Below are 24,944 nucleotides of genomic sequence, written 5' to 3' on the forward strand. Positions count from 1 at the left end.
ACTACGCCTTCGGTCGCTTCAGGTAGGCGACGTGCTGCTCACCGGTCGGTCCGGGCAGAACGCTGACGAGTTCCCACCCGTCGGCACCCCAGGTGTCCAGAATCTCCTTGGTGGCGTGCGTCAGCAGCGGCACGGTCACGTACTCCCACCGCTGCAGTGTGTCATCACTCATGAGGTCAACCTTATCGGTTGACGACCACCCCGAACAGGGTGGTCGATATGGTGAACGGGTGACCAACGACGCCGGCCCCGCCTCCGGGGACACCACCGCCGCGACCGGCCCGGATTCGTGGCCCGCCATCGCCCGCGGCGCCCGCCTGCACTTCGTGTCCGGCAAGGGCGGCACCGGTAAGACGACCGTGGCCGCAGCCCTGGCGATCGCCCTCGCGAGCGGCGGCAAGAAGGTGCTGCTGGTGGAGTGCGAAGGCCGGCAGGGTCTGGCACGGCTGCTCGATCAGCCTCCGCTGCCGCCGACCGACCAGTTGGTGGTGAACGCCCCCAACGACGGCGAGGTGTGGGCGCTGTCCATCGACATCGAGTACGCGCTCCTGGAATACCTCGACATGTTCTACAACCTCGGTTTCGCGTCCAAGGCGATCCGTAAGGTCGGCGCCATCGACTTCGTCACCACCGTGGCGCCCGGCCTCCGGGACGTGGTGATCACCGGCAAGATCAAGGAACGCGTCATCGCGGCCGACAAGGCCGGACGGCAGCTGTACGACTACATCGTCGTCGACTCCCCGCCCACCGGCCGGATCGGCAACTTCCTGGACGTCACCTCGGCGATGAGCGATCTGGCCAAGACCGGCCCCATCCGCAATCAGAGCGAAGGCGTGGTCAAGCTTCTGCATTCGGACCAGACCGTCATCCACCTGTGCACGCTCCTGGAGGCCATGCCCATCCAGGAGACCGCCGAAGCCGTCGACGAGCTGGTCGGCAAGGACCTGAACATCGGTGCGATCTTCGTCAACCGGGAACGCCCCGACTATCTGCCGGCCGCCGATCTCGACGAGGTCGCCGAGGGCCACATCGACTCGGCGCGGGTCGCCGCCGAGCTGGCCGAGGCCGGTCTGGACGCGGCCGGCGACGACCTCGACGGTCTGATGACCGAGACCGTCGACTACGCGGTCGGCGTGCAGGCGCAGCAGGTGGCGGCCGCGCAACTCGACGACATCGACGCCGCCAAGATCGCGCTTCCCGACGTCGACGACACCATCGACCTGGGTGCCCTGTTCACGCTCGCCCGGGCACTCGAGGAGGCCGGCGTCTGATGACCGACTTGACGATGGGCGCGATCCTCGCCGATCCGGAGACCCACGTGGTGATCTGCTGCGGCTCCGGCGGCGTGGGCAAGACCACCACGGCTGCGGCGATGGCGTTGCGCGCCGCCGAGAACGGCCGCACCGTCGCGGTGCTCACCATCGATCCGGCGCGACGTCTCGCCCAGTCGCTCGGCATGAGTGAACTGACCAACGAGCCGCAGCCGGTGCCCATCGAGGGTTCCGGGTCGCTGGACGCGATGATGCTGGACATGCGACGGACCTTCGACGAGATGGTCATCGAGCATTCGACGCCGGACCGCGCCGAGACGATCCTGAACAACTCCTTCTATCAGACGGTGGCGTCGTCGTTCTCCGGCACGCAGGAGTACATGGCGATGGAGAAGCTGGGCCGCCTGCTGGAGGAGAACCGGTGGGATCTGATCGTCGTCGACACTCCACCCTCCCGGAACGCCCTGGACTTTCTGGACGCCCCGCAGCGGCTCGGTTCGTTCCTGTCCGGCCGCCTGATGCGGATGCTGATCGGCGGCGGCCGCGGCGTCGGCCGGGTGGTGACCGGGGCGATGAGCATCGCCATGCGCGGGATCGCGACCATCATCGGCGGCGACGTTCTGCGGGATGTGGCGACGTTCGTGCAGTCGCTGGACTCGATGTTCGGCGGGTTCCAGGAGCGCGCGGCCCGGACCTACGAGCTCCTCAAGCGGCCCGGCACCCGATTCGTGGTGGTGGCGGCACCGGAGACCGACGCGCTGCGTGAGGCGTCGTTCTTCGTCAGCCGGCTGGCGCAGGATTCGATGCCGCTGTGCGGGCTGATCGTGAACCGCACCCATCCGAACCTGACGTCGTTGTCGACGCCGGCGGTCGAGGCGGCGACGGAGAAGACCATCGATCCGTTGACGCTCGGCGTGCTGCGCCAGCATGTGGACCGCGCCAAGACGGCGGACCGCGAAGCGCATCTCGCTCTTCGAGCTTCTCGTCGGCGCATCCGAGCGTGCCGACCGTGGGAGTTCCGGCACTGCCGTTCGAGGTGGCCGACGCGGCGGCGCTGCGCACCGTCGCCGATCAGATCACGCAGCTGGGTTGAGTTCGGCGTCCCGCTGCTCGTAGTACCGGGTGGAGTCGGGGCGGTAGAGCAGGATCAGCACGGCGATCGCCAAGACGATCGACACGACCCCGGAGATCAGTCCGGCGGTACCGCCGGACGCGAATAGGCCGGTGGCCGAGAAGATGACGCCGATCGCGCCCAGGGCGGTGGCGGCGGTGCGCGCCCAGCGGCGGCCACGGCCGTTGTACACGGCCATCACCAGCCAGAGCGCCGCAGCGGCCACGCTCAGCGCCGACACCAGGATGCGGCCGTTGCCGACGATGGTGTCGACCTGCCGGGAGAACTCGTCGGCGCTCATGTGCGCGCCCTTGCGGTACTGCTCCTGCAGGGCAGGATCGGTCTTGAGGTGGCCGAGCGTGTAGATCGACACCACCATGCTCACCAGCTGCAGTACCGCACCCAGATACATGAGGCGTACCGCGAGCCGGATGGAGGCCGGTGCGGCGGGCGACGCCGTGGCGTCGCCGTCGGGGCTCAGTGCTCGTCCGCGAGGGACGACGGCACCGCGGCCATCCGCTGCCGGCGGCGCTGCGCGTCGAAGAACGCCGCCCACGAGGTCACCTCGGGGTGCTGGCGCAGCAGTGCGCGACGCTGGCGTTCGGTCATCCCTCCCCAGACACCGAACTCGACGCGGTTGTCGAGTGCATCCGCTCCGCACTCGAGCTGTACCGGGCAGTGGCGGCAGATCGTCGCAGCTTTACGCTGCGCTGCTCCGCGGACGAACAGGTCGTCCGGGTTTCCCCCGCGGCACCGCGCCTGTGCGACCCACGCGAGGCGGGCTTCCGGATCTCCAGAGGACAGTGGGGCCAAAGTCATTGCGGTAGTCCGCCTTTCGCAAATCCATCGACACTCCCCGCCGTCCGAGGAGCGCATAAGATCTCGTTCACGTTCCGACTCACACTTCGGTCGAACTGTTAGTCAGATCACGTTTCATCAATCTATGGGCGCGCCGGGCAGTTATGCAAGTCACGATTCGGAAAATGCGGCCGAACAGGCGCCCGGGACGGTGGATCGAGCGCGCCGCGAGGGCGCCGCCTCCACGGTGTCGGACGAATCACACGTATCCTGGCCAGGTGCGGAACACCTCTCGACTCCCGGGGCTGGCCCTTGCCATCGCGATGGCAGGCGTGCTGGTCGCCGGTCTCATGTTTCCGTTCGCCAGCGGCGCCGCGATGCTGTCGAACCGCGCTGCGGCCACTATGGAGAACACGTCCTCGGAGCTGCTGAACGGCACCGTCCCGCAGGTCACCACGGTTCTGGACGGCAACGGCGCACCCATCGCCCAGCTCTTCGATCAGTACCGTCTGATCGTCGGCTACAACGACATCTCGCAGGACATGATCCGCGCGATCATCTCGATCGAGGACCGCCGCTTCCTGGAGCACGACGGCGTCGACTGGCGCGGCACCATCCGTGCGGCGCTCACCAACCAGGCGGCCGGTTCGACGCAGCAGGGTGCGTCGACGCTCGATCAGCAGTACATCAAGAACTATCAGCTCCTGGTGCTGGCCCGGACCGAGGCCGAGCGCGAGGCCGCCGTGGAGACCACCCCGGCCCGTAAGCTCCGCGAGGTCCGCATGGCGCTGACCTTGGAGAAGTCGCTCACCGAGCAGGCGATGCGCGAGAAGGGTCTCGATGAGGCCGCCGCCAAGCGGGACGCGAAGAAGCAGATCGTCACGCGCTATCTGAACCTGGTGCCGTTCGGCAACAACGCCTACGGCGTCGAGGCGGCCGCCCAGACCTATTTCGGCGAGTCGGCGAAGGATCTGAAGGTGGAGCAGGCCGCCATGCTGGCCGGCATGGTGCAGTCCAGTTCCGCCTTGAACCCGTACACCGATCCGGAGGCGACCCTCGCGCGCCGCAACGTCGTGCTCGACACGATGATCTCCAACTTCCCGAAGCGCAAGCAGGAACTGGAGGACGCGAAGAAGAAGCCGCTCGGTGTGCTGCCGGAACCGAAAACCCCGGTGCAGGGCTGCATCTCGGCCGGCAACAACGGCTTCTTCTGCGACTACGTGCTGCAGTATCTGGCGGAGAACGGCCTGTCGCGGTCGACGGTGGTCCGCGGCGGCTACACGATCAAGACCACGCTGAATCCGGAGGTGCAGGCCAACGCACTGCGCTCCGCGCAGACGCAGACCGATCCGAGGACCGACGGCATCGCCAACGTGATGAGCATCGTCCGGCCGGGCACCGACTCGCACGACGTGCTCGCGATGGTCTCCAGCCGTGACTACGGCCTGGACGGCAACGCCCAGCAGACGGTGCAGCCGCAGCCGTTCTCCCTGGTCGGCGACGGCGCCGGTTCGGTGTTCAAGATCTTCACGGTGGCCGCGGCGATGGAGAACGGCCTCGGCACCAGCGCCAACGTCAGCGTGCCGGCGAACATCGCGGTGAAGGGCATGGGTGACAGCAACGGGGAGAACGGCTGTCCCGCCGGCTCGTACTGCGTCAAGAACGCCGGCGTCTATCCGCAGACGCTGTCGTTGACGCAGGCGCTCGCCCAGTCGCCGAACACCCCGTTCGTCCAGATGCTGCAGCAGGTCGGGGTCAAGCCGGCCGTCGACATGGCCGTCCGTCTGGGTCTGCGGTCGTACACGGCTCCGGGATCGTCCGGTGTGGGTGACGCGAGCCTGGCCGACTACATCAAGAAGGGCAACTTCGGCTCGTTCACTCTGGGGCCGTTCCCGGTGAACGCGGTCGAACTGTCGAACGTGGCCGCGACCCTCGGTTCGGGTGGCGTCTGGTGCCCGCCGACACCGGTGGTGTCGATCCAGCAGACCAAGCGTGACCAGTACAGCAACGTGATCGTGGACAAGGACGGCAAGCCCGCCCAGTCGGCGGTCCCGTTCAATCCGCCGGCCTGCGAACAGGTCGTCGAACGCGGTCTGGCCAATACGCTCGCCAACGCCCTCAGCGACGACGACCAGGGTGCCGGTACGTCGGCGGCGGCCGCCTCGTCGACCGGCTGGAATCTTCCGGTGTCCGCCAAGACGGGTACCACCGAGGCGCACCGCAGCGCGGCGTTCCTGGGCTTCACCAATCAGCTGGCGGCCGCGTCGTACATCTACAACGACGGTTCCACCCCGGCCGGTATCTGCACCGGTCCGGTCCGGCAGTGCGGCGACGGCAACATCTACGGCGGTTTCGAACCGGCCCGCACCTGGTATCGCGCCATGCTGCCGATCGCCGAGAAGTTCGGTCCGGTCCGCATGCCGGCGGTCGATCCGCAGTACGTGCGCGGCAGTAGCCGCGGCCGGATCCCCGAGGTGAAGGGTCTGCCGTCCAGCCAGGCGGAGGAACGGCTCAAGGATGCCGGCTTCAAGGTGACGAAGGTCGACGTCGACAGCAGCCGCCCGGAGGGCACCGTGGTGTTCACCGCGCCGTCGGACAGCGCCATGCCGGGCAGCACCATCTCGATCTACGTGAGCAACGGCAAGGCGAAGGCCGGGAGCACCGGCGGCACCACCACCAAGACGGTGACGGTGCCCGGTGTGGGCCCGGTGGTCATCGAGATCCCCAACTGAGGCCCGGTCCCGCTTTCTTCGAGGGTCCCGTCGACCCCGCGTATCCTGGAACGCATGGATTTCGCCCCGGCTCCCCGTGCTCGCGCCTCTGCCGATCTGCTGACGTCGACGCCTGCCCGCGTCGCGGCCGGCGCGGTGGGCGCCGCGGCCGCCGGCCTGGTCTATTCGACGGTGATCGAGCGCAACGCCTTCACTCTGCGCCATGCCACGCTGCCGGTTCTGGAGCCGGGGTCGTCGTCGCTGCGGGTGCTGCACATCTCGGACATCCACATGATGCCCAATCAGCATCTGAAGCAGGCCTGGATCAGCGAGCTGGCGTCGCTGGAACCCGACTTGGTGATCAATACCGGGGACAATCTGGCCAGTCCGGCCGCGGTGCCGGCGGTGGTGCAGGCGCTCGACGGTCTGCTGGCCCGGCCCGGCATGTTCGTGTTCGGTTCCAACGACTACTTCGGGCCGAAGCCTAAGAATCCGTTCAAGTACTTCAAGAAGGACCACAAGCGGTCGCACGGCGAGCCGCTGCCCTGGCAGGATCTGCGGGCGGCGTTCACCGAACGCGGCTGGCTGGACGCCACGCACCAGGTTCGTGAGCTGGAGGTGGCCGGTGTGCGCATCGCGGCCGCCGGCGTCGACGATCCGCACATCGGGCGCGACCGTTACGAGACCATCGAGGGCCGCCCGAACCCGCTCGCGCAGCTGCGCCTCGGGTTGACTCATTCACCGGAGCCGCGCGTGCTGGACCGGTTCGCCGCCGACGGCTACGACCTGGTGCTGGCCGGGCATACGCACGGCGGCCAGCTGTGCCTTCCCGGCTACGGCGCACTGGTCACGAACTGCCATCTGGACCGCTCACGGGTGAAGGGTGTGTCGAACTGGGGCTCGACCATGATGCTGCACGTCAGCGCCGGTCTGGGCACGTCACCGTATGCGCCCGCGCGCTTCGCCTGCCGCCCGGAGGCGACGCTGCTGACCCTCACGGCCAGTAAGAACGGCGGCGACGACTCGAGCGTCGGAGAGACCCTCCCCCAGCTCGAGTCCACGATGTCCTGACCCGTCTTACGCTCGGCGAACTCGGGGTATACGGGCGCGTTGCGCCATCCACCTGTACCCTCTCTATCGATAACGACAGCCATTATCGATAGGAGTCGACCGGCTATGAAACTTCATCTGCAATCCAGCCACCTCACGCGCACGCTGGTGGCCACCGCGGCCGCACTCGCCGTCACCGCCGGTGCCGCCGCCTGCTCCAGCGACACGTCGAACTCCGCGAACGACGGCAAGATCGTGGCGGTCGCCGCCGAGAACGAGTACGGCGACGTGCTGTCCCAGGTGGGCGGCGATCACGTGGACGTGCACTCGATCATGAGCAACCCCGACACCGACCCGCACGAGTTCGAGGCGAACACCGACGTCGCCAAGCAGGTCAGCCAGGCCAAGCTGCTGGTGCAGAACGGTGTCGGCTACGACGACTTCATGGAGAAGATCGAACAGGCCAACCCGTCGTCGGACCGCCAGGTGATCAACGTGCAGAAGCTGCGCGGTCTGCCCGACGACACCCCCAACCCGCACCTCTGGTACGACCCGGAGACCATGCCGGCCGTCGCCGATGAGATGGCGAAGATCCTCGGCGACATCCAGCCGGAGAACAAGGCCGAGTTCACCGCCAACGCCGACAAGTTCAAGGTCGCCCTCCAGCCGTGGAAGGACGCTCTCGCCCAGTTCAAGCAGCAGCACCCGGACACGCCGGTCGCCGTCACCGAGCCTGTCGCCGACTACCTGCTGAAGGCCGCCGGCGCCAACATCCGCACCCCGGAGACCCTGGAAGCCGCGGTCATGAACGACACCGACCCGTCGGCCACCGACGTCGAGTTCCAGAACAAGCTGGTCGAAGACAAGCAGGTCAAGGTTCTGCTGTACAACCAGCAGGTGACCGATGACAGCACCACCGATCTGCTGAAGAAGGCCAAGGCCGCCGGCGTCCCGGTGGTCGGCGTGTACGAGACCATGCCGGAAGGCTTCACCTACCAGGACTGGATGCTCGCCGAGACCAAGGCCCTGTCGGACGCCACCGCCAACGGCACGTCCACGGAGCAGCTCAGCAAATGACCGGCGTCCCCGTCCTCGAGGTTGCGAACCTGTCAGTGTCGTTCGGCCCCAAACGGGTGCTCGACGACGTGTCGTTCACCCTCGGGGCGGGGATGTTCACCGGCCTGATCGGACCCAACGGGTCCGGTAAGACCACCCTGTTCCGCGCGATCCTCGGGATCAACGAGAACTTCACCGGCGACGTCCTCATCGACGGACGACCGGCGAAGGCGGGCCACGATGCGCTCGGCTACGTGCCGCAGCACATCGACCTGGACGTCGACCTGCCGTTGACCGCCCTGGACGTGGCGGCGCTCGGCCTGGACGGCGTCCGCTTCGGTACCGGGCTCCGTCGGCCCGACAAGCGCGCCCAGGCCATGGACGCGCTGCGACTGGTCGGTGCCGACGGCTACGCCGATCAACGCGTCGGCACCCTGTCCGGCGGTCAGCAGCAGCGGCTGATGATCGGGCACGCTCTGGCTCGCAGGCCTCGCCTGCTGCTGCTCGACGAGCCGTTCGCGAACCTCGACATGGCGAACACCGCGGAGATCGCGCGCCTGCTGCGCACCCTCGCCGACACCCAGAACATCACCATCCTGCTGTCGGTTCACGAAGTGAACTCCCTGCTCGGGGTGCTCGATCATGTGGTGTACCTGGCCAACGGGAACGTCGCCGAAGGCACCGTCGACCAGGTGGTCCGCACGGATGTGCTGACGAAGCTGTACGGCCGGCCCGTCGAGGTCGTCGACGTCGACGGACGCAAGTTCGTGGTGACCCCCGACGAACTCGACGTCACCCCGGCGGCGTCGACGTGACGGAACCGCTCCTGGCCGCGCCGATCACCGACGGCCCGGCCGATCCGACGTGGTCGTCGCTGATTCACAGCAATGTCGCGTGGACCGCCGTCATCATCGGTGGCATGGCGGCCCTGACGACCGCCGTGGTCGGCATCTTCATTCTGTTGCGCGGCCAGACGTTCACCGGGCACAGCGTCGGCGACCTGTCGTCGACGGGCGCCTCCGGTGCCTACGTCGCCGGGATTCCTCCCCTGTGGGGCTTTCTGGGCATGTCGGTGCTCGGTGCCGCATTGATGAATGCGCTCGGTCTGCGCAACCCTCGGGACCGGGACGTCTCCACCGGCATCGTGGTCGGAGCCGGTATGGGTCTGTCGGCCCTGTTCCTGTACTGGGCGACGCAGAAGCCGTCGACGAGCGGTGCTGCGGCGGCCGTCCTGTTCGGTTCCCTCTTCACCGTGCAACGCACCCTGATACCGATCATGATCGCGATGACGGTGCTCACGTTGCTGATCATCGCGGCCACCTATCGCCCGCTGCTGCAGACCGCGCTGGGCCGCGAGCTGGCGAAGGCTCATGGCCGCCCGGTACTGCGGATCGACATCCTCTTCGTCCTGGCCACCGCGATGTCGGTCGCGATGGCGTCGATGAGTGTGGGGGCACTGCTGGTCACCGCTTTGCTGATCGGGCCTGCCGCGACCGGCCTACGGTACGCACGCACCCCCGGCGGCGCTACCGCGATCGCCTGTGCCGTCGGCCTCGGCTCGGTGATCGGCGGCGTGGTGATCGCCTATTTCAGCACCCTGTGGACCCCTGGCCATCGCGGGGCCCCGGTCAGCTTCTTCATCGTTGCATTGGTCTTCGTGTGCTATCTGCTGGCCGGCACCGTCAAACCCCGTTGGGAGCGCGGCACGGCCGCGCCGACGACAGAGACGACCGAATCGGCGGGGGTCTGATGTTCGAATCGTTCATGATCAACACCTGGATCGGCGGCACCATCATCGCGATCGTCGGTGGTGCGGTCGGTTTTCTGGTCGTGGCACGCCGGTCGGCGTTCCTTGCCCACTCGCTACCCAACTCGGCGTTCTCCGGGGCGGCGGGCGCCTCCCTGGTCGGTTTGAGTCCGATGGCCGGCATGGCGATCTTCTCGGTGTTCGGTGCCGGCCTGGTCACTTGGCTGCAGCGCCGCGCCGCGTCGCGCGACGTGGCGACCGCGTTCACCTTCGTCATCCTGCTGGCGTTGGGAATGCTGTTCACCAGCATGTCCACCGAATACGCCGGCCACTTCACGTCGCTGCTGTTCGGTCAGGTCTTGGGCGTGAGCCGCGACGACCTGATCACGATGGCGGTGCTGGCCGTGGTCGGCTTGGCCGCCGCGGCCGCCCTGTACCGCCCCATTCTGATCGACGCGATCTCCAGTGAGCTCGCCAAGTCTCGGCGGGTCCACGGCGTGCGGCTCGATCTCGCGTTCGCACTGCTGATCGGTGTGGTCACGACGATCGCGGTGCCGATCGTGGGGGCACTGCTGATCTTCAACCTGCTGGTGGCGCCGGGAGCGACCGCACGGTATCTCACCGACCGGCCGTGGGTCAGCGTGATCATCTCGGTCGTGCTCGCCCTCGCCATGACGTGGTCGTCGATCGCTCTCGGCTATGCGACCGGCTGGCCGATCGGATTCTTCGTCGGCGTACTGGGGGCGGTCTTCTACGGTCTGGGCCGCTGGTACGGCCGGCGCCTGGGCCGCTGACGGACCGGGCTGGGGCCGCTAGTCTGGCCCGATGACCGCGTCGCTCGTCGCCTTCCTGCTCGCCGCGAGCCTCATCGTCGTCCTGCCCGGCCCCGACACTCTGGTGGTGCTGCGCGGCCTGGTCCGCGGCGGTCGCCGCGAAGGCGTCCTGACGTCATTGGGCGTGATGACCGGCCTGCTCGTGTGGGTGCCGGCCGCCGTCTACTGCGCGGTGCTGGTGGCGGCGGCCGGCACCGTCGGCGCCTGGATGCGGACCCCGCGGATCCGCCGCCGGCTCGACGGGACAGCGGGAGTCTTCCTGATCGGCTTCGGTGTGCGGATCGCCACCGAGGGCTGAGGGACCAGGCGGAGAAACGAGGAGGCCCTGACCGTTTCCGGTCAGGGCCTCTTCTACTGTCTCAACACAGTTCCTGCGGTGTTCGGCGAGATCCTCGCCTTCACCTGTCGGGGTAGCGGGATTCGAACCCACGACCTCTTCGTCCCGAACGAAGCGCGCTACCAAGCTGCGCCATACCCCGTGTTAGAGCCTCAACGAGATTACAACATCAGTGAGGCCGGACTGAAATCGGCTGAGGGCCGCTCTGCCCGGCGGCCGGACCGGCCTCGGGCCGCCCGGCGCCGATCCCCGCGGCTACTGGTAGGAGATGAAGTACGGGGTGGGCTTGACCTGCATGGTCTTGCGCGGCGAGAACATCGGGGTGTCCTCCTTGTAGAAGTTCTTCCAGCCCATCCAGATGTTCGGCGGCAGTCCGGCGACCATCCGGTTCCAGGTGCCCATCTTCACCTCGGGAATCCCGTGACCGTCGGCGTGGATCACGTACGACAGTTCCGGGTGGTTGGTCTTCAGCTTGGTGCGGTCACCGAGCATGTCGGCGTCGAAGTAGTGCCACAGGAACGCCTTCTGCGGCAGGTTGTTGCGGCGGACCAGCCCGGCCAGCCAGTCGCCGACCTCGTTGACCTCTTCCGGGGCCACCGAGCCGATCTGCTCGAGGTGCACCTGATCGGGCTTCAGACGCCACTCCGGGTCGAGGGCGAGTCCGACGTTCGGGCGTTCCAGCAGCTTCTGGTAGGCCTTGGCCTGGCTCAGGAAGTCCTGGCGGCCGGGCTGCAGGTCGATGGTCACGTAGATCCCGGCCTTCTCGGCGGCGTCGATCCACGGCTCGAAGGTCTTCTCGTCGAGCATGTTCGTGTAGTTGTTGTCCGGGCCCGGCTCCGACGAGGCCACGGTCACGATGATCTCGAAGCCCGGAACCACCGGCACCGGCGACAGCTTGTTGTACTGCGCGGCCTGCGCCTTCGCCTTCCGGATGGTGGCGGGCAGGCTCTGGCGGCCGAGTGGTCCGAGAGCGTCGGCGCCCGGCGAACCGTACAGGGCGACCACGCGGCGTCCCGGGAACAGGATCTGTCCGCCGCCGGGCAGTTCGGTCACGGTGCGGGCCTTCTCGACGCGGCCGGCGAAGACGTCGTCGTCGCCGAACTCCTCGCCGACGGCGCGGATGGCCGGATTGTCGCTGCGTTTGACGGCGGCCACCGACTCGCCGTTGACCCGGGGGTCGGGCACCGGGACGGCGACGGTGTCGGCGCCGCCGACACGGGCGTTCGCGACCGCTGTCGGATTCTTGTCGCTGACCAGGAACACCGGCTTTCCGGCGATGGGTGCGACCGCGGCACCCAGCTTGTGCGGATCGGACGACTGCGGTGCCGTGATGCCGGCGACCTCGCCGCCCACGTTCACCACGTTCTTGACGCCCAGGCGCTTGAGTTCCGTGTTCACCGCACCGGAGGACTCCGGGTCGACGGCGAACACCGGCACGTGATGGCTGTCGGCGAGTTCGACGGCCTCGTTCTGCGCGTCGGCGTCCGCATCGGCGGACACGACGATCGCCGAATCGGACTTCTTGAGCAGGGTCTGGCTGGTCGCGACGTCCTCGGGCACCCCGGGCGCCGAGATGACGCTCATGCTGCCGGCGGGCAACCCGGTGGCCGGGTCGGACTCGACCTCGGTTCTGGCGGCATCCGCCGCGGTGGCGAGCCCGCACACCGCGATGACAGCGATCGCGACCGGCGCCAGCCACGGGGCGTGCCGGCGGACCGCAGAGGTGGGTGCGGCACCGGACGGCGGCGTGGGGGCGGAGGCCGTCGGAGGCGGGGTGGGTCGAGCGGGGGGTGCCGGCGGCGTGGGGGCGGCCGGTGCGGGCGTGGCCGCCGCGATCTTCGCCGTCGCCGGGACCTGCGGTTCGACCGGAGCGGCTTGGTGCACGACGAGCTTGGTCGTCGCCGGATCGGCCGGGGTCGTCTTCACGGTGACCGCGTCGGGGTCGGCCTTCACCGTGACCGGCACCTCGGTGCTCGGTGCGCGGGTCTCCGACCCGTCCGGCGTGGCGGTCGGCTCGTCAGCGGCCGGCTCGGCGGGAGTCGCTGCAGGGGTGGCGTCGGTCTTGGGGACGTTGCGTCCGGGGATCGGCTTGGCCGCCGCCGCGCGCCTGATCGCCTCGGCGAGATCCGGGCTCGGACCGTCCGGCGTACCGGGCTGTTCAGGCTTGCTCATCGTCACTCGTTCCGTACGACTCGGCGAAGGACACCCGCGGAGTGGTGGCCGCTGCGACCACCGCGAGTGCCAGATACACAGCCGCTGCCACGGCGAACCCGATGAGCAGCAGAAGCGCGACGATCCACAGGATCAGCGCGAGGGCGCCGCTGCGGCCGTCGAGGAGCAGGGCGGGGACAGCAGCCAGGACGGCGGCCAGGAGCGCCCAGACCGCGCTGCGCAGCCGCGGACCGACCGTCGATGCATAGAACAGACGCTCGTACAGCGAGACCTCGTACTCGTCGACCGCCGCGAGGCGCACCGGGTCGTCACCGGCCAGGTCCCGGAGATTCCGGGCGAGTTCGGTGCCACGGTTCAGGGCGACGGTCTCCCGCTGGCGCAGGGTCGCATAGGCGACCGCAGCGACGACGGCGGCCAGTAGGCCGCCGCCGGCGAGAATTCCCCAGTTGTCCACGGGGTATCACGCTACCGTCCGATCACGGCGGAATCGTGGAAGCCCCGCGAAGTCGTCAGACGGTGGCGGTGACCGTCTTGGCGATGTTGCCTTTGACGGCCTTCGAGTACGGGCAGAAGGCGTCGGCCTGGTCGGCGAGCTGCTGAGCCTGTTCCTGGTCCAGGCCGGGGGTGTCGACGTCGATCGCGACGGTCAGCCCGAAGCCGTCGTCCGCGTCGTCCTTGCCGATTCCGACGGTCACCCGGACCCGGGTGTCGTCAGGCAGGGCGACGCCGGCGTTCTTGGCGACCAGGTGCAGTGCACCGTTGTAGCAGGCCGCATAGCCGGCGGAGAACAGTTCCTCCGGGTTCGATCCGTCGCCGCTGCCGCCCATCTCCACCGGGGGTCGCAGTTCCAGGTCGATGCGCCCCGATTCGGACACCACTTCGCCGTCACGGCCTCCGCCGGACGATTCGGACCACACCTTGTACACGGGCGTCACAGTCACGATTGCCACCACTCTCTCGTCGCGGGCCCCGGGTCGAGGCCGGTGCCGTCCACGCTACCCGCGGAACACGCGGAGGGGCTGGACTCGCATCGACGGGGGCAGCCAGGCGCCGACGGAACTGCGGAACACCATCAGCACGGAGACGCCCAGCGCCGCGAACGACGTCCACGCCAGAATCCGCATGGCCGACGGCACACCCGGGTAGTTGAACAGCAGGTCGGCGACCACCGGGGTGAACAGCATGATCACCAGGACCAGCGCCGAGTAGATGCTGCGCAGGTTCCGGCTGTGGTGTTTGGCGATCCCGACCAGCAGCGGATAGCTGAGCGCCAGGGTCACGATCCAGCCGGTCAGCAGCATGATCGGCCAGAAGTGCGCCATCGACGACGCGGTGGCGCCCGGATTGATCTGTTTGACGTCACCCATGTCCGGTTCGAGCCGCTCGGTGAGGCGCTCGAAGATCGAGCCGAGCGTCGCGAACGAGTACACGATGCAGATCGCCGCGGTCACCACGGCGACGATCCACGCCCCGAGGGCGTCGCGGGTCAGGGCGCGCGGCGGCGGGCCGGGATCGACCGGCCGCTGCGGGTAGCGCTCGGTGATCTCACGGTCCTTGGAGGTCCGCGCGATCTCGGCGAGATCCTCGGCGTCGAGTTCCGCCTGGGTCGGGATACGGTCCGGATCGTCCGGATCGTTCCCGGGGGCCGGGTTCGTCATGCTTCGATCCTGGCACATCCGCCGGGACGGGCGGCCATGTCAGACGAGCAGTTCGGCGATCTGAATGGTGTTCAGCGCGGCACCCTTGCGGAGGTTGTCGCCGGACACGAACAGCGCCAGACCACGACCCTCCGGGGCACCCGGATCCTGACGGATGCGGCCCACCAGGCTGACGTCGCCGCCGGCCGCGTCGAGCGGAGTCGGCACGTCGACCACCTTCACACCGGCGGCGTCGGCGAGGATCGCCCGCGCCTCCTCGGGGGTGATCGCCTCGTCGAACTCGACGTTGATCGACAGCGAGTGACCGGTGAACACCGGGACGCGCACACAGGTGCCGCTGACCAGCAGGTCGGGCAGGCCCAGGATCTTGCGGGACTCGTTGCGCAGCTTCTGGTCCTCGTCGGTCTCCTCCGAGCCGTCGTCGACGATGGACCCGGCCAGCGGGATGACGTCGAAGGCGATCGGCTTGACGTAGACGTCCGGCGCACCCAGATCGACGGCGCTGCCGTCGTAGACCAGCTGCCCGAGGTCGCCGGTGACGCCCTTCTCCACCTGGCCCTTGAGTTCCCGGACACCGGCCAGACCGGACCCGGAGACCGCCTGGTAGCTCGACACGATCAGGCGTCGCAGGCCTTTGGCGTCGTGCAGCGGCTTGAGGACCGGCATGGCGGCCATCGTGGTGCAGTTCGGGTTGGCGATGATGCCCTTGGGCGGGTTCTTCGCCAGGTCGCCGTTCACCTCGGCGACGATCAGCGGAACGTCGTCGTCCTTGCGCCAGGCCGACGAGTTGTCGATGACGGTGACGCCGGCGGCCGCGAACCGCGGCGCCTGCTCCTTCGACATGGTGCCGCCGGCCGAGAACAGCGCGATGTCCAGGCCCGACGGATCGGCGGTGGCCGCATCCTCGACGACCACCTCGCCACCCTTCCACGGCAGCGTCTTACCCGCCGACCGCGACGATGCGAAGAACCGCACCTCGTCGGCCGGGAAGTTCCGCTCCTCGAGCAGGGTGCGCATGACGCCGCCGACCTGGCCGGTGGCTCCCACCACTCCGATCTTCATGACGGTCAGCGCCCCGTTCCGGCGTAGACGACGGCTTCCTCGTCGCCGCCCAGCTCGAAGGCGTCGTGCAGGGCACGGACCGCGTCGTCGAGCTGGTCTTCCTTGCACAGCACCGAGATGCGGATCTCCGACGTGGAGATCAGCTCGATGTTGACGCCCGCCTTGCTCAGCGCCTCACAGAAGGTGGCGGTGACGCCCGGATGGCTCTTCATGCCGGCGCCGACCAGCGACACCTTGCCGACGTTCTCGTCGAGGGTGATCTCGGAGAAACCGATCTCGCCCTTGAGGGCGGTCAGCTTCTCGACGGCGATCGGACCCATCTCCTTCGGGAGGGTGAAGGTGATGTCGGTCTTGCCGGTGTCTTCGGTCGAGATGTTCTGCAGCACCATGTCGATGTTGATCTCGGCGTCGGCGATCGCACGGAACACCTTGGCGGCGTAGCCCGGCTTGTCGTCGATGCCGAAGATCGTCACCTGGGCTTCGGAGCGGTCGTGCGCCACACCGGTGAGAATCGCTTCTTCCACGGGGATGTCCTCCATCGATCCGGACACCAGCGTGCCGGGCTTGGTCGAGTACGACGAGCGCACATGAACGGGAACGTTGTAGCGGCGCGCGTATTCCACGCACCGGAGCATCAGGACCTTGGCGCCGCAGGCCGCCATCTCCAGCATCTCCTCGAAGGAGACGTTGTCGAGGCGTCGGGCGTTCGGCACGATACGCGGGTCGGCGGTGTAGATGCCGTCGACGTCGGTGTAGATCTCGCAGACGTCGGCCTTCAGCGCCGCCGCCAGGGCGACGGCCGTCGTGTCCGAGCCGCCACGACCGAGCGTGGTGACGTCCTTGGTGTCCTGGGCGACGCCCTGGAAACCGGCGACCAGCACGATCTTGCCGTCGTTCAACGCATCCTGGACGCGGCCCGGGGTGACGTCGATGATCTTGGCCTTGCCGTGGCTGGAGGTGGTGATCACACCGGCCTGCGATCCGGTAAACGACTGGGCGCTCTCGCCGAGGCCCTCGATCGCCATCGCCAGCAGCGCGTTGGAGATGCGCTCACCGGAGGTGAGGAGCATGTCCATCTCGCGCTGCGGCGGATTCGGATTGACCTGCTCGGCCAGATCCAGCAACTCGTCGGTGGTGTCGCCCATCGCCGACGCGACGACGACCACGTCGTTGCCCTGCCGTTTGGTCTCGACGATGCGCTCGGCGACGCGGCGGATGCGCTCGGCATCCGACACGGACGAGCCACCGTACTTCTGGACCACCAGTGCCACGTCAGGGCCTTCCTGTACTCGAGATTCCGGTCTTGGGACCGGTTGACACTCTACCGGGCGGGCTCAGCCGTACGATCGTCCGGTGACCAGCACGCGATCGCAGGCCGCCGGGTCGAATCGGCCCGTCCACCGGCGCCGCGCGCCGGAGGCGTTCCGGAAGCCGTCGTGGCGGGCCGCCGCCCTGGTCTACCTGGCGGTCCGCGGGGTGGGTCTGGCGGTGCTGACCGTCTTCGCGCTGACCCGCCCACCCGGATCGGAGACGCTGCGCGGGGTGCTGGCGAAGTGGGACGGCGAGTGGATGCTGGCGCTGGCCGAGCACGGCTACCGCGGGGTGCCGTCGTCGTTGACCGACGCGCACGGCGTGCACACCGCCGAGACCGGCTACGCCTTCTTTCCCGGCTACCCGGCGGTCGTCGGCCTGGTCGCCCGGATCCCGGGCGTCTCGTACTTCGGTGCGGCGTGGACGCTGAACCTCGTGTTCGGGGTGATCGCCGCGGTCGGCATCGCGCGGCTCGGTGCCCTGTGCGTGGCCCGCGGCCGGCCGGCCGGCGATCCCGTCCACGCCGGCCTGATCCTGGTGATGCTGTTCGCCGCCGCACCGATGGCGGTGGTGCTGAACATGGCCTACACCGAGGCCCTGTTCTGCATGCTCGCGGCGTGGGCGCTGCTGTTCGTGCTCGAGCACCGCTGGATCGAGGCCGGACTGTGCGCGTTGGCCGTCGGGCTGGTGCGGCCGACCGGCATCGCAGTGATCGTGGTCGTCATGCTGGCGGCACTGCTCGCCCACCGGGACGGACCGCGCGCCGCGGCGGCATTCGTACTCGCCCCGCTCGGCTATCTCGGCTTCCTCGGCTACGTCGCGGTCCAGACCGGCTCGCTCACCGGATGGTTCCGCATCCAGACCGCGGGATGGGACACCCGCTTCGACTTCGGTGCGGCGAGCCTGAACTTTCTGCACGACGCCTTCACCGCGCCGACGACCCTGGCCGACGTCGTCACCGGTCTGGTGATGGTGCTGACCGTCGGCCTCCTCGTGTGGTCGGTGTTCGACCGGCTGCCGTGGCCCGTGCTGCTGTACGGAGCGCTGGTGGTCGCTTCGATCCTGCTGTCGTCGGGCCTGATGATGAGCCGGGCCCGCCTGCTGCTGCCGGCGTTCGTACTGCTGATCCCGGTGGCCGCACTCCTGTCGCGGGCGCGGCCGATCGTCGCCGGCACCGTGCTGGTCCCGATGATCGCGGCCAGCGCCGTCTTCGGCGGCTACATGCTCACCGTCTTCCAGTACGCGATCTAGCCTCCGAGACCGGACAGACCGCGGCCCCGGTCGACGTGGAAGTCGTAGGCCGATTCGGCGTGCAGGACGTCGTCGAGTCCGTCGGCCTCGTGCTGCGGGTCGGCCCGCAGACCGATCGTCTTGTCCAGGACGAAAGCGATCACCGCGGTCACCGCCATCGCATAGACGCCGACGGCGAGCACGGCCACCGCCTGCCGCCAGAGCTGGTCGAGCCCGCCGCCGTAGAGCAGACCCTTCACTCCCGTCGGGGTGTCGCCGCTCGCCACCAGACCGATCATGAGGGTGCCGACGATGCCGGACACGAGATGCACGCCGACGACGTCGAGCGAGTCGTCGTACTTCCATCGGTACTTGAGTTCGATCGCGTACGAGCTGGCCGCGCCGGCGACCGCACCGACCGCCAGAGCGCCCAGCGGGGTGACCGAGCCGCACGCCGGGGTGATGGCCACCAGACCGGCGACCACACCCGAGGCGGCACCGAACGAGGTGGGCTTGCCGTGACGCAGCTGTTCGACGAGCAGCCAGGCGACCATCGCGGCCGCCCCCGAGCCGAGGGTGTTGGCGGTGATCAGGGCCGCCGACTCGTTGGCGGCGAGCGCCGAACCGGCATTGAACCCGAACCATCCGAACCACAGCAGTCCGGCGCCGAGCATGACGAACGGCAGGTTGTGGGGGCGCATCGGATCGCGCGGCCAGCCGAGACGGCGGCCGAGGATGAGTGCCATCACGAGCGCCGACGCACCCGAGTTGACCTCGACGGCGGTGCCGCCGGCGAAGTCGAGGGCGTGAAGTCGATCGACGATCCAGCCGCCGCTGGACGCGCCGGTCAGCGATTTGGCGGCGAACACCCAGTGGGCGACCGGAATGTAGACGAGGGTGATCCAGGCGCCGGCGAACAGCAGCCAGGCGACGAACTTCATGCGGTCGGCGACGGCACCGGCGATCAGCGCGACGGTCACCATCGCGAAGCCGGCCTGGAACGCCACGAACAGGATCGCCGGCACGTGCTGGACGAGCGGCGAGGATCCGTCGGGCGAACCGGCATCACCGAAACCGCCGAACAGATGCCGCAGGCCCGGGTAGGCACCCGGATCGCCGATCAGCCCGCCTTTGTCCGGCCCGAACGCCGCCGAGTAGCCGAACACCACCCAGATGATCCAGACCACGGGAATCGCGGCCAGACACATCATCATCATGTTCAGGACGGTCTTGCTGCGGACCATGCCCCCGTAGAAGAGAGCCAGGCCCGGCGTCATCAGCAGCACCAGGGCGAAGGCGACGAGCAGCCATGCCGTGTCGGCACCGTCGGCGTGCCCGAGGATCGGATTCATGTCGGGGAGACTATCTGGCACGCGCACCGCCCCGACCACGGAATCGCCCGGGAGTCCGTTACGCACGATTCCGGACGCGCCACCGGGGCGCACCCCCGTTACCCTGGGGAACCATGCAGAACTCCACGGAGGGTCCCGCGGCGTCCGGTGCCGCCGGCACCGTCTCGGCCGGCACCCCGCTGAACCCGCTCATCGCCGGACGCTGGAGCGCGCGCGGCTACGACGCGACCGCGACGGTGTCCGACGACGACCTGACCTCGATCCTGGAGGCCGGCCGGTGGGCGCCCACGTGGGGCCGCCTGGAACCGGTCCGCTACATCGTGGGCCGCCGCGGCGACGACACGTTCACCGCGATCACCGAGACCTTCAACCGCGGCAATGCGAGCTGGGCGCCGGCCGCGGCCGCTCTGATCCTGGTGTGCACGTCCGACGATCCCGAGGACGAGGACAAGCACGAGTACGGCGCGGTCGACGTCGGATGGGCGCTCGCGCAGATGACCATTCAGGCCGAGCAGGTCGGCTTCAACGGTCACCCGATGGCCGGCTTCAGCAAGAACAAGGCCGTCGAGCTGTTCGGCATTCCGGACGGCCACCGGCCGCTGGTGATCCTGGCGGTGGGTCGTCTGGCCGACGACCCGTCGACCCTGGCACCCGAGGTGCGTGAGCGCGATGCATGGCCGCGCGAGCGTCTGCCGCTCACCGAGATCGCCTACAGCGGCCGATGGGGACAGTCGTACGGCTCCTGAGCCACCGACCACCACTAGCCAACTTAGCCTCACCTAAGTTAGGGTGGTGGAGCGTACGGAGAACCGCTCAACGACGCGCGGAGTTCCGAATCACCAGCCGGCGAAACCGGCATACGAAGTCAGGCCCCTGGAGAACCTCTGGGGGCCTGACTGCATCACTCGGACTCGCTTCGACGAGTTCGACGAGTTCGACGAGCGTACGAGGGTCCCAGGTCCCTGGCGGCGTCACGACAGGCTGTCGTACACTCAAGACATGCAGCGTGCGCTTCTTCTCGGGTGCCGCGGCGGGGTCTGATTCGACCGGCCCTCCGTCGCGGGCCTTTTTCGCGCGCCGGTCACTCCCCTTTCTTTCTCTCTTAGGAGTTCGACCAGTCATGGCAGCAGACGCCTTCACCTCCGGCCCCAGCCGGATCGTCACCCCGTCCGGCCCTCGCCCCGAAGGCCAGCCCGCATGGAACACCCAGCGGAATTCGGCGATGCCCGTTCACCGTTACCGCAGCTTCGCCGATGAGGTGGAGAAGATCGATCTGCCCGACCGCACCTGGCCGGACGCCGTGATCGACCGCGCCCCCGGCTGGTGCGCCGTGGACCTGCGCGACGGCAACCAGGCGCTCATCGATCCGATGAGCCCGGCCCGCAAGCGCCGCATGTTCGATCTGCTGGTCCGCATGGGCTACAAGGAGATCGAGGTCGGCTTCCCGTCCGCCTCGCAGACCGACTTCGACTTCATCCGCGAGATCATCGACGACGGCGCCATCCCCGACGACGTCACCATCCAGGTGCTGACCCAGTGCCGCCCGGAGCTGATCGAACGCACCTATGAGGCGTGCGACGGCGCCCCGAACGTGATCGTGCACTTCTACAACTCGACGTCGGTGCTGCAGCGCCGCGTGGTGTTCCGCGCCGACAAGCCGAAGATCACCGCGATCGCGACCGACGCCGCGAAGCTGTGCCTGGAGACCGAGAAGAAGTACCCGGACACCAACTGGCGGTACGAGTACTCGCCCGAGTCGTACACCGGTACCGAACTGAGTTATGCGAAGGAGGTGTGCGACGCGGTCTCCGAGATCATCGCGCCCACCCCGGACAAGCCGCTGATCATCAACCTGCCGGCGACGGTCGAGATGACCACGCCGAACGTGTACGCCGACTCGATCGAGTGGATGAGCCGCAACCTGGCGCGCCGCGACTCGATCATCCTGAGCCTGCACCCGCACAACGACCGCGGCGAGGGCGTCGCGGCGGCCGAGCTGGGCTACATGGCCGGCGCCGACCGCATCGAGGGCTGCCTGTTCGGCAACGGCGAACGCACCGGCAACGTGTGCCTGGTGACCCTGGGCATGAACCTGTTCTCGCGCGGCGTCGACCCGCAGATCAACTTCGCCGACATCGACGAGATCCGTCGCACCGTGGAGTACTGCAACCAGCTGAACGTCCCCGAGCGTCACCCCTACGGCGGCGACCTGGTCTACACCGCGTTCTCCGGCAGCCACCAGGACGCCATCAACAAGGGCCTGGACCAGATGAAGTTCGACGCCGACGCCCAGGACAAGGACGTCGACGACATCCTGTGGCAGGTTCCGTACCTGCCGATCGACCCGAAGGACGTCGGCCGCAACTACGAGGCCGTCATCCGCGTCAACAGCCAGTCCGGTAAGGGCGGCGTCGCGTACATCATGAAGGCCGATCACGGCATGGATCTGCCGCGTCGCCTGCAGATGGAGTTCAGCCGCGAGATCCAGAAGATCACCGACGGCGAGGGCGGCGAGGTGAATCCGAAGGAGATGTGGGACGTCTTCGCTCAGGAGTACCTGGAGCCGATCACCCCGCTCGAGCGCGTCAAGCAGAAGGTGGATGCCTCGGAGGTCGACGGCGGCGACGACCACATCACCGCCACGGTGAAGGTCGACGGCGTGGAGAAGGAGATCCAGGGCAGCGGCAACGGTCCGCTGGCCGCGTTCGTGGACGCGTTGAGCACCATCGGCTACGACGTCCGGATCCTGGACTACAGCGAGCACGCCATGACGGCCGGCGGCGACGCCAGCGCCGCCAGCTACGTCGAGGCCCAGGTCAACGGCGAGACGGTGTGGGGTGTGGGCATCGCCTCGTCCATCACGACCGCGAGTCTGCGGGCCGTGGTGTCGGCGGTGAACCGTGCCGCCCGGTTGAGCGGCGGACCGGTGGTCGAGGCGGCCGCCGAGGACGCACGCACCTACGCGCCGTAGATCGTTCGATTCCAGTCGGAGAAGGCACAGCTCACCGCTGTGCCTTCTCCGTCAGGTCGGGCCGTCGGGGTGGTCCCGGCCGAAGAGCCGGGCATGATCGACGATCTCGTCGACCGACTCGTTGACGGTGTCGACCGCGCTGAGCACCGTGGCCTCGGCGGCCGCGATCTCTTTGCGCGCCATGAACCGCGAGTAGCCGTCGTGCACGGCGGCGGCGATCACGTGCAGAGTCAGGGCGACGACGGTCGCCACCACAACGGCGATCAACTGGATACGGCCGACCACGATGTAGTCGCCGCCGTCCACCGCCGCCAGCAGCACGAGATACCCGACGACGAACGTCACGTAGAGGATCTGGTGGCCGGTCATCATCATCAGCGTGGACAGGAAGAACACCACGACGAACAGCACCATCAGCACCGGTACCGGGAACAGGGTGGCGAGCACCCAGGCGGCGCCGACACCGGCGAAGGCGCCGAGCGCGCGTCTCAGCGCGGTGCGGGCGACCCGGTCCGGGTCGAACGTGTAGATGACGCAGAAGACGACGAGGGGCGGCACCAGCTTGGTCCAGCCGAACGCCTCCCACACTCCGGCGATGATGAGACACCCCGCGGCCAGGCCCAGACCGTAGAAGATCCGGTCGTTGAGGGGGGCGAGGCGGACACGTCGGTGGTCCACGCCGAACACGACGATCGCCACGGTCAGGCTGATGACGACGCCGAGCAGGGCGCCGACGACCGGTCGCCACAGGTCCAGGTGATGGCCGAGATCGTCGGGCCGCACGAAGGCGGTGAACGAGACCAGGGCGGCCGGACCGCGGTTGACCCCCGAGATTCCGGTCTCGGTGGCGAAGAACCCCTGGATGAGCGCGGTGATGACGACGGCAACCAAGAGGAGGGGGACGTTGTCGTCGCCGATCAGCAGTCCGGTCAGAGCGACCAGAACCGCCCACAGGCCGGAGATCACCACTTGCCGGAAGCCGAGGTTGGTGACCGCCGGCATCAGGAACAGCACGGCGATCAGCGCCGCGTTGGCGGCCACCCCGCCGAGGACGAGGAAGATGCCGCCGATGATCAGGACGCCCACCACGAAGGCGGCCGCCATCGTGAGGAAGATCCTCTTCCGGTCCCGGGTGCCGGTGCCCGGTGCGGGCGCGGCACGTCGGTGACGCTGGGTGTTCACACCGACCAGGCTAGCGGCTCAGGCCGTCGGCGATCGCCGCGCCGATGCGCGCGGTGTACTCGCGGGCGTCCGGCGACAGCAATCCCATGTTGATGAATCCGTGGATCATCGATCCGGCGCGTTCGAGGGTGACCAGGACCCCCGCGGCCCGCAGCTTCTCAGCGTAGGCGATGCCTTCGTCGCGCAGCGGATCGAAACCGGCGACGATCACGTAGGCGGGCGGCAGTCCCGACAGATCGTCGGCGAGCAGCGGCGAGGCGCGCACGTCGGTCCTGGTGGACTCGACGGGCAGATAGTCGTCGCTGAACGAGTCCATGTCCTTCTTGGTCAGGAAATATCCGGACGCGAATTCGCGGCGCGAACCGGTCTCGGCGCCCGACATGTCGGTGACCGGATAGATCAGCGCCTGCAGTCGGGGAACCACCGCCTCGCCCCGGGTCTGCTGTGCGATGACGGCGGCGAGGTTGCCGCCGGCCGAGTCGCCGGAGACGACGATGCGGTTCGGGTCGATCCCCCACTCGGGGGCGGCGGCGACGGCGAACCGCCACGCGGCCAGACAGTCGTCGACGGCGGCCGGGAACGGATCCTCCGGGGCCATCCGGTACTCGATGGACAGGATGTCGGCGCCGGAGGCGACCGCCAGGGCGCGGACCGCCGAATCGTGGCTGGCGCGGCTGCCGACCACGAAGCCGCCGCCGTGGATGAACAGGACGAGACCGGTCGGCTGTCCTTCCCGCGCGCGGTACCGGGTGGCGCCGAGCGGTCCGGCCGGACCGTCGTAGGTGAGATCCTCTTCGACGGCGAACGGCCCGAAGTCCTGTTCCATCGACGCCGAGTTGACGTCGAGGGCCCGGCGCGCGCGGGCCGGGCTGCCGCCCGTCATCGAGAGCCATGGGAGCCGGCCGGCGGCCTGCCCGACCACGGCCATCTCCGGGGCCAGACGATCCCCGGCCGCGTTGACCTCACTGAATCGGCCGAGCGCGCCGAGCACCGAGGCCGGCAGCCGTCCCGCGACCCGGAAGGCGCGGCTCTGCAGCTTGGCGAGCGGGGGCAGGTTCACGGACGTCGCACGACTCACAGTCGCCGACGCTA

Annotated in this window: 23 protein-coding genes, 1 tRNA gene and 1 pseudogene; 12 read left to right on the top strand and 13 right to left on the bottom strand. The window is 68.4% G+C overall.

What is annotated here, in order from left to right:
- Position 1: 1 nt before the first annotated feature.
- Entirely contained in the window at positions 2 to 172 is a 171-nt protein-coding gene (locus QM774_RS10040) for a hypothetical protein (protein WP_414975738.1), read from the bottom strand.
- On the opposite strand from QM774_RS10040, the gene QM774_RS10045 reads away from it, so the two are divergent.
- Together QM774_RS10045 and QM774_RS10050 are read left to right on the top strand one after the other, a co-directional pair.
- Positions 171 to 1,271 (top strand): ArsA-related P-loop ATPase, encoded by a 1,101-nt coding sequence (locus QM774_RS10045; RefSeq protein WP_414975739.1) that lies wholly within the window; start codon positions 171 to 173, stop codon positions 1,269 to 1,271. The genes QM774_RS10040 and QM774_RS10045 overlap by 2 nt on opposite strands.
- Positions 1,271 to 2,364 (top strand): annotated as a pseudogene (locus tag QM774_RS10050) (ArsA family ATPase). The gene QM774_RS10045 and the pseudogene QM774_RS10050 overlap by 1 nt, the downstream one beginning before the upstream one ends.
- Here the strand turns inward: QM774_RS10050 and QM774_RS10055 are convergent.
- Both QM774_RS10055 and QM774_RS10060 read right to left on the bottom strand, forming a co-directional pair.
- A complete protein-coding gene (locus QM774_RS10055; RefSeq protein ID WP_414975740.1) occupies positions 2,348 to 2,938 on the bottom strand; it encodes a hypothetical protein in 591 nt (196 codons plus the stop codon). The pseudogene QM774_RS10050 and the gene QM774_RS10055 overlap by 17 nt on opposite strands.
- Positions 2,860 to 3,201: a WhiB family transcriptional regulator gene (locus QM774_RS10060; RefSeq protein WP_414975741.1), complete on the bottom strand. Its 342-nt coding sequence runs from the start codon at positions 3,199 to 3,201 to the stop codon at positions 2,860 to 2,862. The genes QM774_RS10055 and QM774_RS10060 overlap by 79 nt, the downstream gene beginning before the upstream one ends.
- Positions 3,202 to 3,458: 257 nt before the next feature.
- Here QM774_RS10060 and QM774_RS10065 point away from each other — a divergent pair, with 257 nt between their 5' ends.
- The 7 genes from QM774_RS10065 to QM774_RS10095 all read left to right on the top strand — a co-directional run bounded on the left by QM774_RS10065 (position 3,459) and on the right by QM774_RS10095 (position 10,875).
- Positions 3,459 to 5,912 (top strand): transglycosylase domain-containing protein, encoded by a 2,454-nt coding sequence (locus QM774_RS10065; protein ID WP_414975742.1) that lies wholly within the window; start codon positions 3,459 to 3,461, stop codon positions 5,910 to 5,912.
- Positions 5,913 to 5,966: 54 nt separating this feature from the next.
- Positions 5,967 to 6,962 (top strand): metallophosphoesterase, encoded by a 996-nt coding sequence (locus QM774_RS10070; RefSeq protein ID WP_414975743.1) that lies wholly within the window; start codon positions 5,967 to 5,969, stop codon positions 6,960 to 6,962.
- A 105-nt stretch (positions 6,963 to 7,067) separates the two neighbouring features.
- On the top strand, positions 7,068 to 8,018 hold the full coding sequence (locus tag QM774_RS10075; protein WP_414975744.1) for a metal ABC transporter solute-binding protein, Zn/Mn family: 951 nt from the start codon (positions 7,068 to 7,070) through the stop codon (positions 8,016 to 8,018).
- Entirely contained in the window at positions 8,015 to 8,812 is a 798-nt protein-coding gene (locus QM774_RS10080; RefSeq protein ID WP_414975745.1) for a metal ABC transporter ATP-binding protein, read from the top strand. The genes QM774_RS10075 and QM774_RS10080 overlap by 4 nt, the downstream gene beginning before the upstream one ends.
- Positions 8,809 to 9,747, top strand: a complete 939-nt coding sequence (locus QM774_RS10085) for a metal ABC transporter permease (RefSeq protein WP_414975746.1) — start codon at positions 8,809 to 8,811, stop codon at positions 9,745 to 9,747. The genes QM774_RS10080 and QM774_RS10085 overlap by 4 nt, the downstream gene beginning before the upstream one ends.
- On the top strand, positions 9,747 to 10,538 hold the full coding sequence (locus QM774_RS10090) for a metal ABC transporter permease (protein ID WP_414975747.1): 792 nt from the start codon (positions 9,747 to 9,749) through the stop codon (positions 10,536 to 10,538). Before QM774_RS10085 ends, QM774_RS10090 begins: the two co-directional genes overlap by 1 nt.
- A gap of 31 nt (positions 10,539 to 10,569) precedes the next feature.
- Positions 10,570 to 10,875 carry a hypothetical protein gene (locus QM774_RS10095; protein ID WP_414975748.1) on the top strand — a complete coding sequence of 102 codons (306 nt, stop codon included), beginning with the start codon at positions 10,570 to 10,572 and terminating at the stop codon, positions 10,873 to 10,875.
- A 107-nt stretch (positions 10,876 to 10,982) separates the two neighbouring features.
- Here the strand turns inward: QM774_RS10095 and QM774_RS10100 are convergent.
- The 7 genes from QM774_RS10100 to QM774_RS10130 all read right to left on the bottom strand — a co-directional run bounded on the left by QM774_RS10100 (position 10,983) and on the right by QM774_RS10130 (position 17,077).
- Positions 10,983 to 11,056: transfer RNA gene (locus QM774_RS10100), tRNA-Pro, on the bottom strand.
- Between the two features lie 113 nt (positions 11,057 to 11,169).
- Positions 11,170 to 13,086 carry a hypothetical protein gene (locus tag QM774_RS10105; RefSeq protein ID WP_414975749.1) on the bottom strand — a complete coding sequence of 639 codons (1,917 nt, stop codon included), beginning with the start codon at positions 13,084 to 13,086 and terminating at the stop codon, positions 11,170 to 11,172.
- Positions 13,073 to 13,540, bottom strand: a complete 468-nt coding sequence (locus QM774_RS10110) for a hypothetical protein (protein WP_414975750.1) — start codon at positions 13,538 to 13,540, stop codon at positions 13,073 to 13,075. The genes QM774_RS10105 and QM774_RS10110 overlap by 14 nt, the downstream gene beginning before the upstream one ends.
- Positions 13,541 to 13,595: 55 nt before the next feature.
- Positions 13,596 to 14,027: an organic hydroperoxide resistance protein gene (locus QM774_RS10115; RefSeq protein WP_414975751.1), complete on the bottom strand. Its 432-nt coding sequence runs from the start codon at positions 14,025 to 14,027 to the stop codon at positions 13,596 to 13,598.
- Between the two features lie 54 nt (positions 14,028 to 14,081).
- Positions 14,082 to 14,744 carry a hypothetical protein gene (locus QM774_RS10120; protein WP_414975752.1) on the bottom strand — a complete coding sequence of 221 codons (663 nt, stop codon included), beginning with the start codon at positions 14,742 to 14,744 and terminating at the stop codon, positions 14,082 to 14,084.
- A gap of 39 nt (positions 14,745 to 14,783) precedes the next feature.
- Positions 14,784 to 15,806, bottom strand: a complete 1,023-nt coding sequence (locus QM774_RS10125) for an aspartate-semialdehyde dehydrogenase (RefSeq protein WP_414975753.1) — start codon at positions 15,804 to 15,806, stop codon at positions 14,784 to 14,786.
- A 5-nt stretch (positions 15,807 to 15,811) separates the two neighbouring features.
- Positions 15,812 to 17,077 carry an aspartate kinase gene (locus tag QM774_RS10130; RefSeq protein WP_414975754.1) on the bottom strand — a complete coding sequence of 422 codons (1,266 nt, stop codon included), beginning with the start codon at positions 17,075 to 17,077 and terminating at the stop codon, positions 15,812 to 15,814.
- Positions 17,078 to 17,159: 82 nt separating this feature from the next.
- Between QM774_RS10130 and QM774_RS10135 the strand changes: the two genes are divergently transcribed.
- Positions 17,160 to 18,368: a hypothetical protein gene (locus tag QM774_RS10135; protein ID WP_414975755.1), complete on the top strand. Its 1,209-nt coding sequence runs from the start codon at positions 17,160 to 17,162 to the stop codon at positions 18,366 to 18,368.
- On the opposite strand, the gene QM774_RS10140 is transcribed toward QM774_RS10135, so the two are convergent.
- A complete protein-coding gene (locus QM774_RS10140; protein WP_414975756.1) occupies positions 18,365 to 19,699 on the bottom strand; it encodes an ammonium transporter in 1,335 nt (444 codons plus the stop codon). The two genes, QM774_RS10135 and QM774_RS10140, sit on opposite strands and share 4 nt — an antisense overlap.
- A gap of 179 nt (positions 19,700 to 19,878) precedes the next feature.
- Between QM774_RS10140 and QM774_RS10145 the strand changes: the two genes are divergently transcribed.
- Positions 19,879 to 20,445, top strand: a complete 567-nt coding sequence (locus QM774_RS10145; RefSeq protein WP_414976643.1) for a nitroreductase family protein — start codon at positions 19,879 to 19,881, stop codon at positions 20,443 to 20,445.
- Positions 20,446 to 20,819: 374 nt separating this feature from the next.
- Positions 20,820 to 22,670 carry a 2-isopropylmalate synthase gene (gene leuA, locus QM774_RS10150; RefSeq protein ID WP_414975757.1) on the top strand — a complete coding sequence of 617 codons (1,851 nt, stop codon included), beginning with the start codon at positions 20,820 to 20,822 and terminating at the stop codon, positions 22,668 to 22,670.
- Positions 22,671 to 22,721: 51 nt separating this feature from the next.
- On the opposite strand, the gene QM774_RS10155 is transcribed toward leuA, so the two are convergent.
- Positions 22,722 to 23,852 (bottom strand): hypothetical protein, encoded by a 1,131-nt coding sequence (locus QM774_RS10155; RefSeq protein WP_414975758.1) that lies wholly within the window; start codon positions 23,850 to 23,852, stop codon positions 22,722 to 22,724.
- 10 nt (positions 23,853 to 23,862) lie between these two features.
- Entirely contained in the window at positions 23,863 to 24,930 is a 1,068-nt protein-coding gene (locus QM774_RS10160) for an alpha/beta hydrolase (protein WP_414975759.1), read from the bottom strand.
- Positions 24,931 to 24,944 lie beyond the last annotated feature (14 nt).

It is taken from the genome of Gordonia sp. (in: high G+C Gram-positive bacteria) (assembly GCF_047600565.1).
Classification (GTDB): domain Bacteria; phylum Actinomycetota; class Actinomycetes; order Mycobacteriales; family Mycobacteriaceae; genus Gordonia.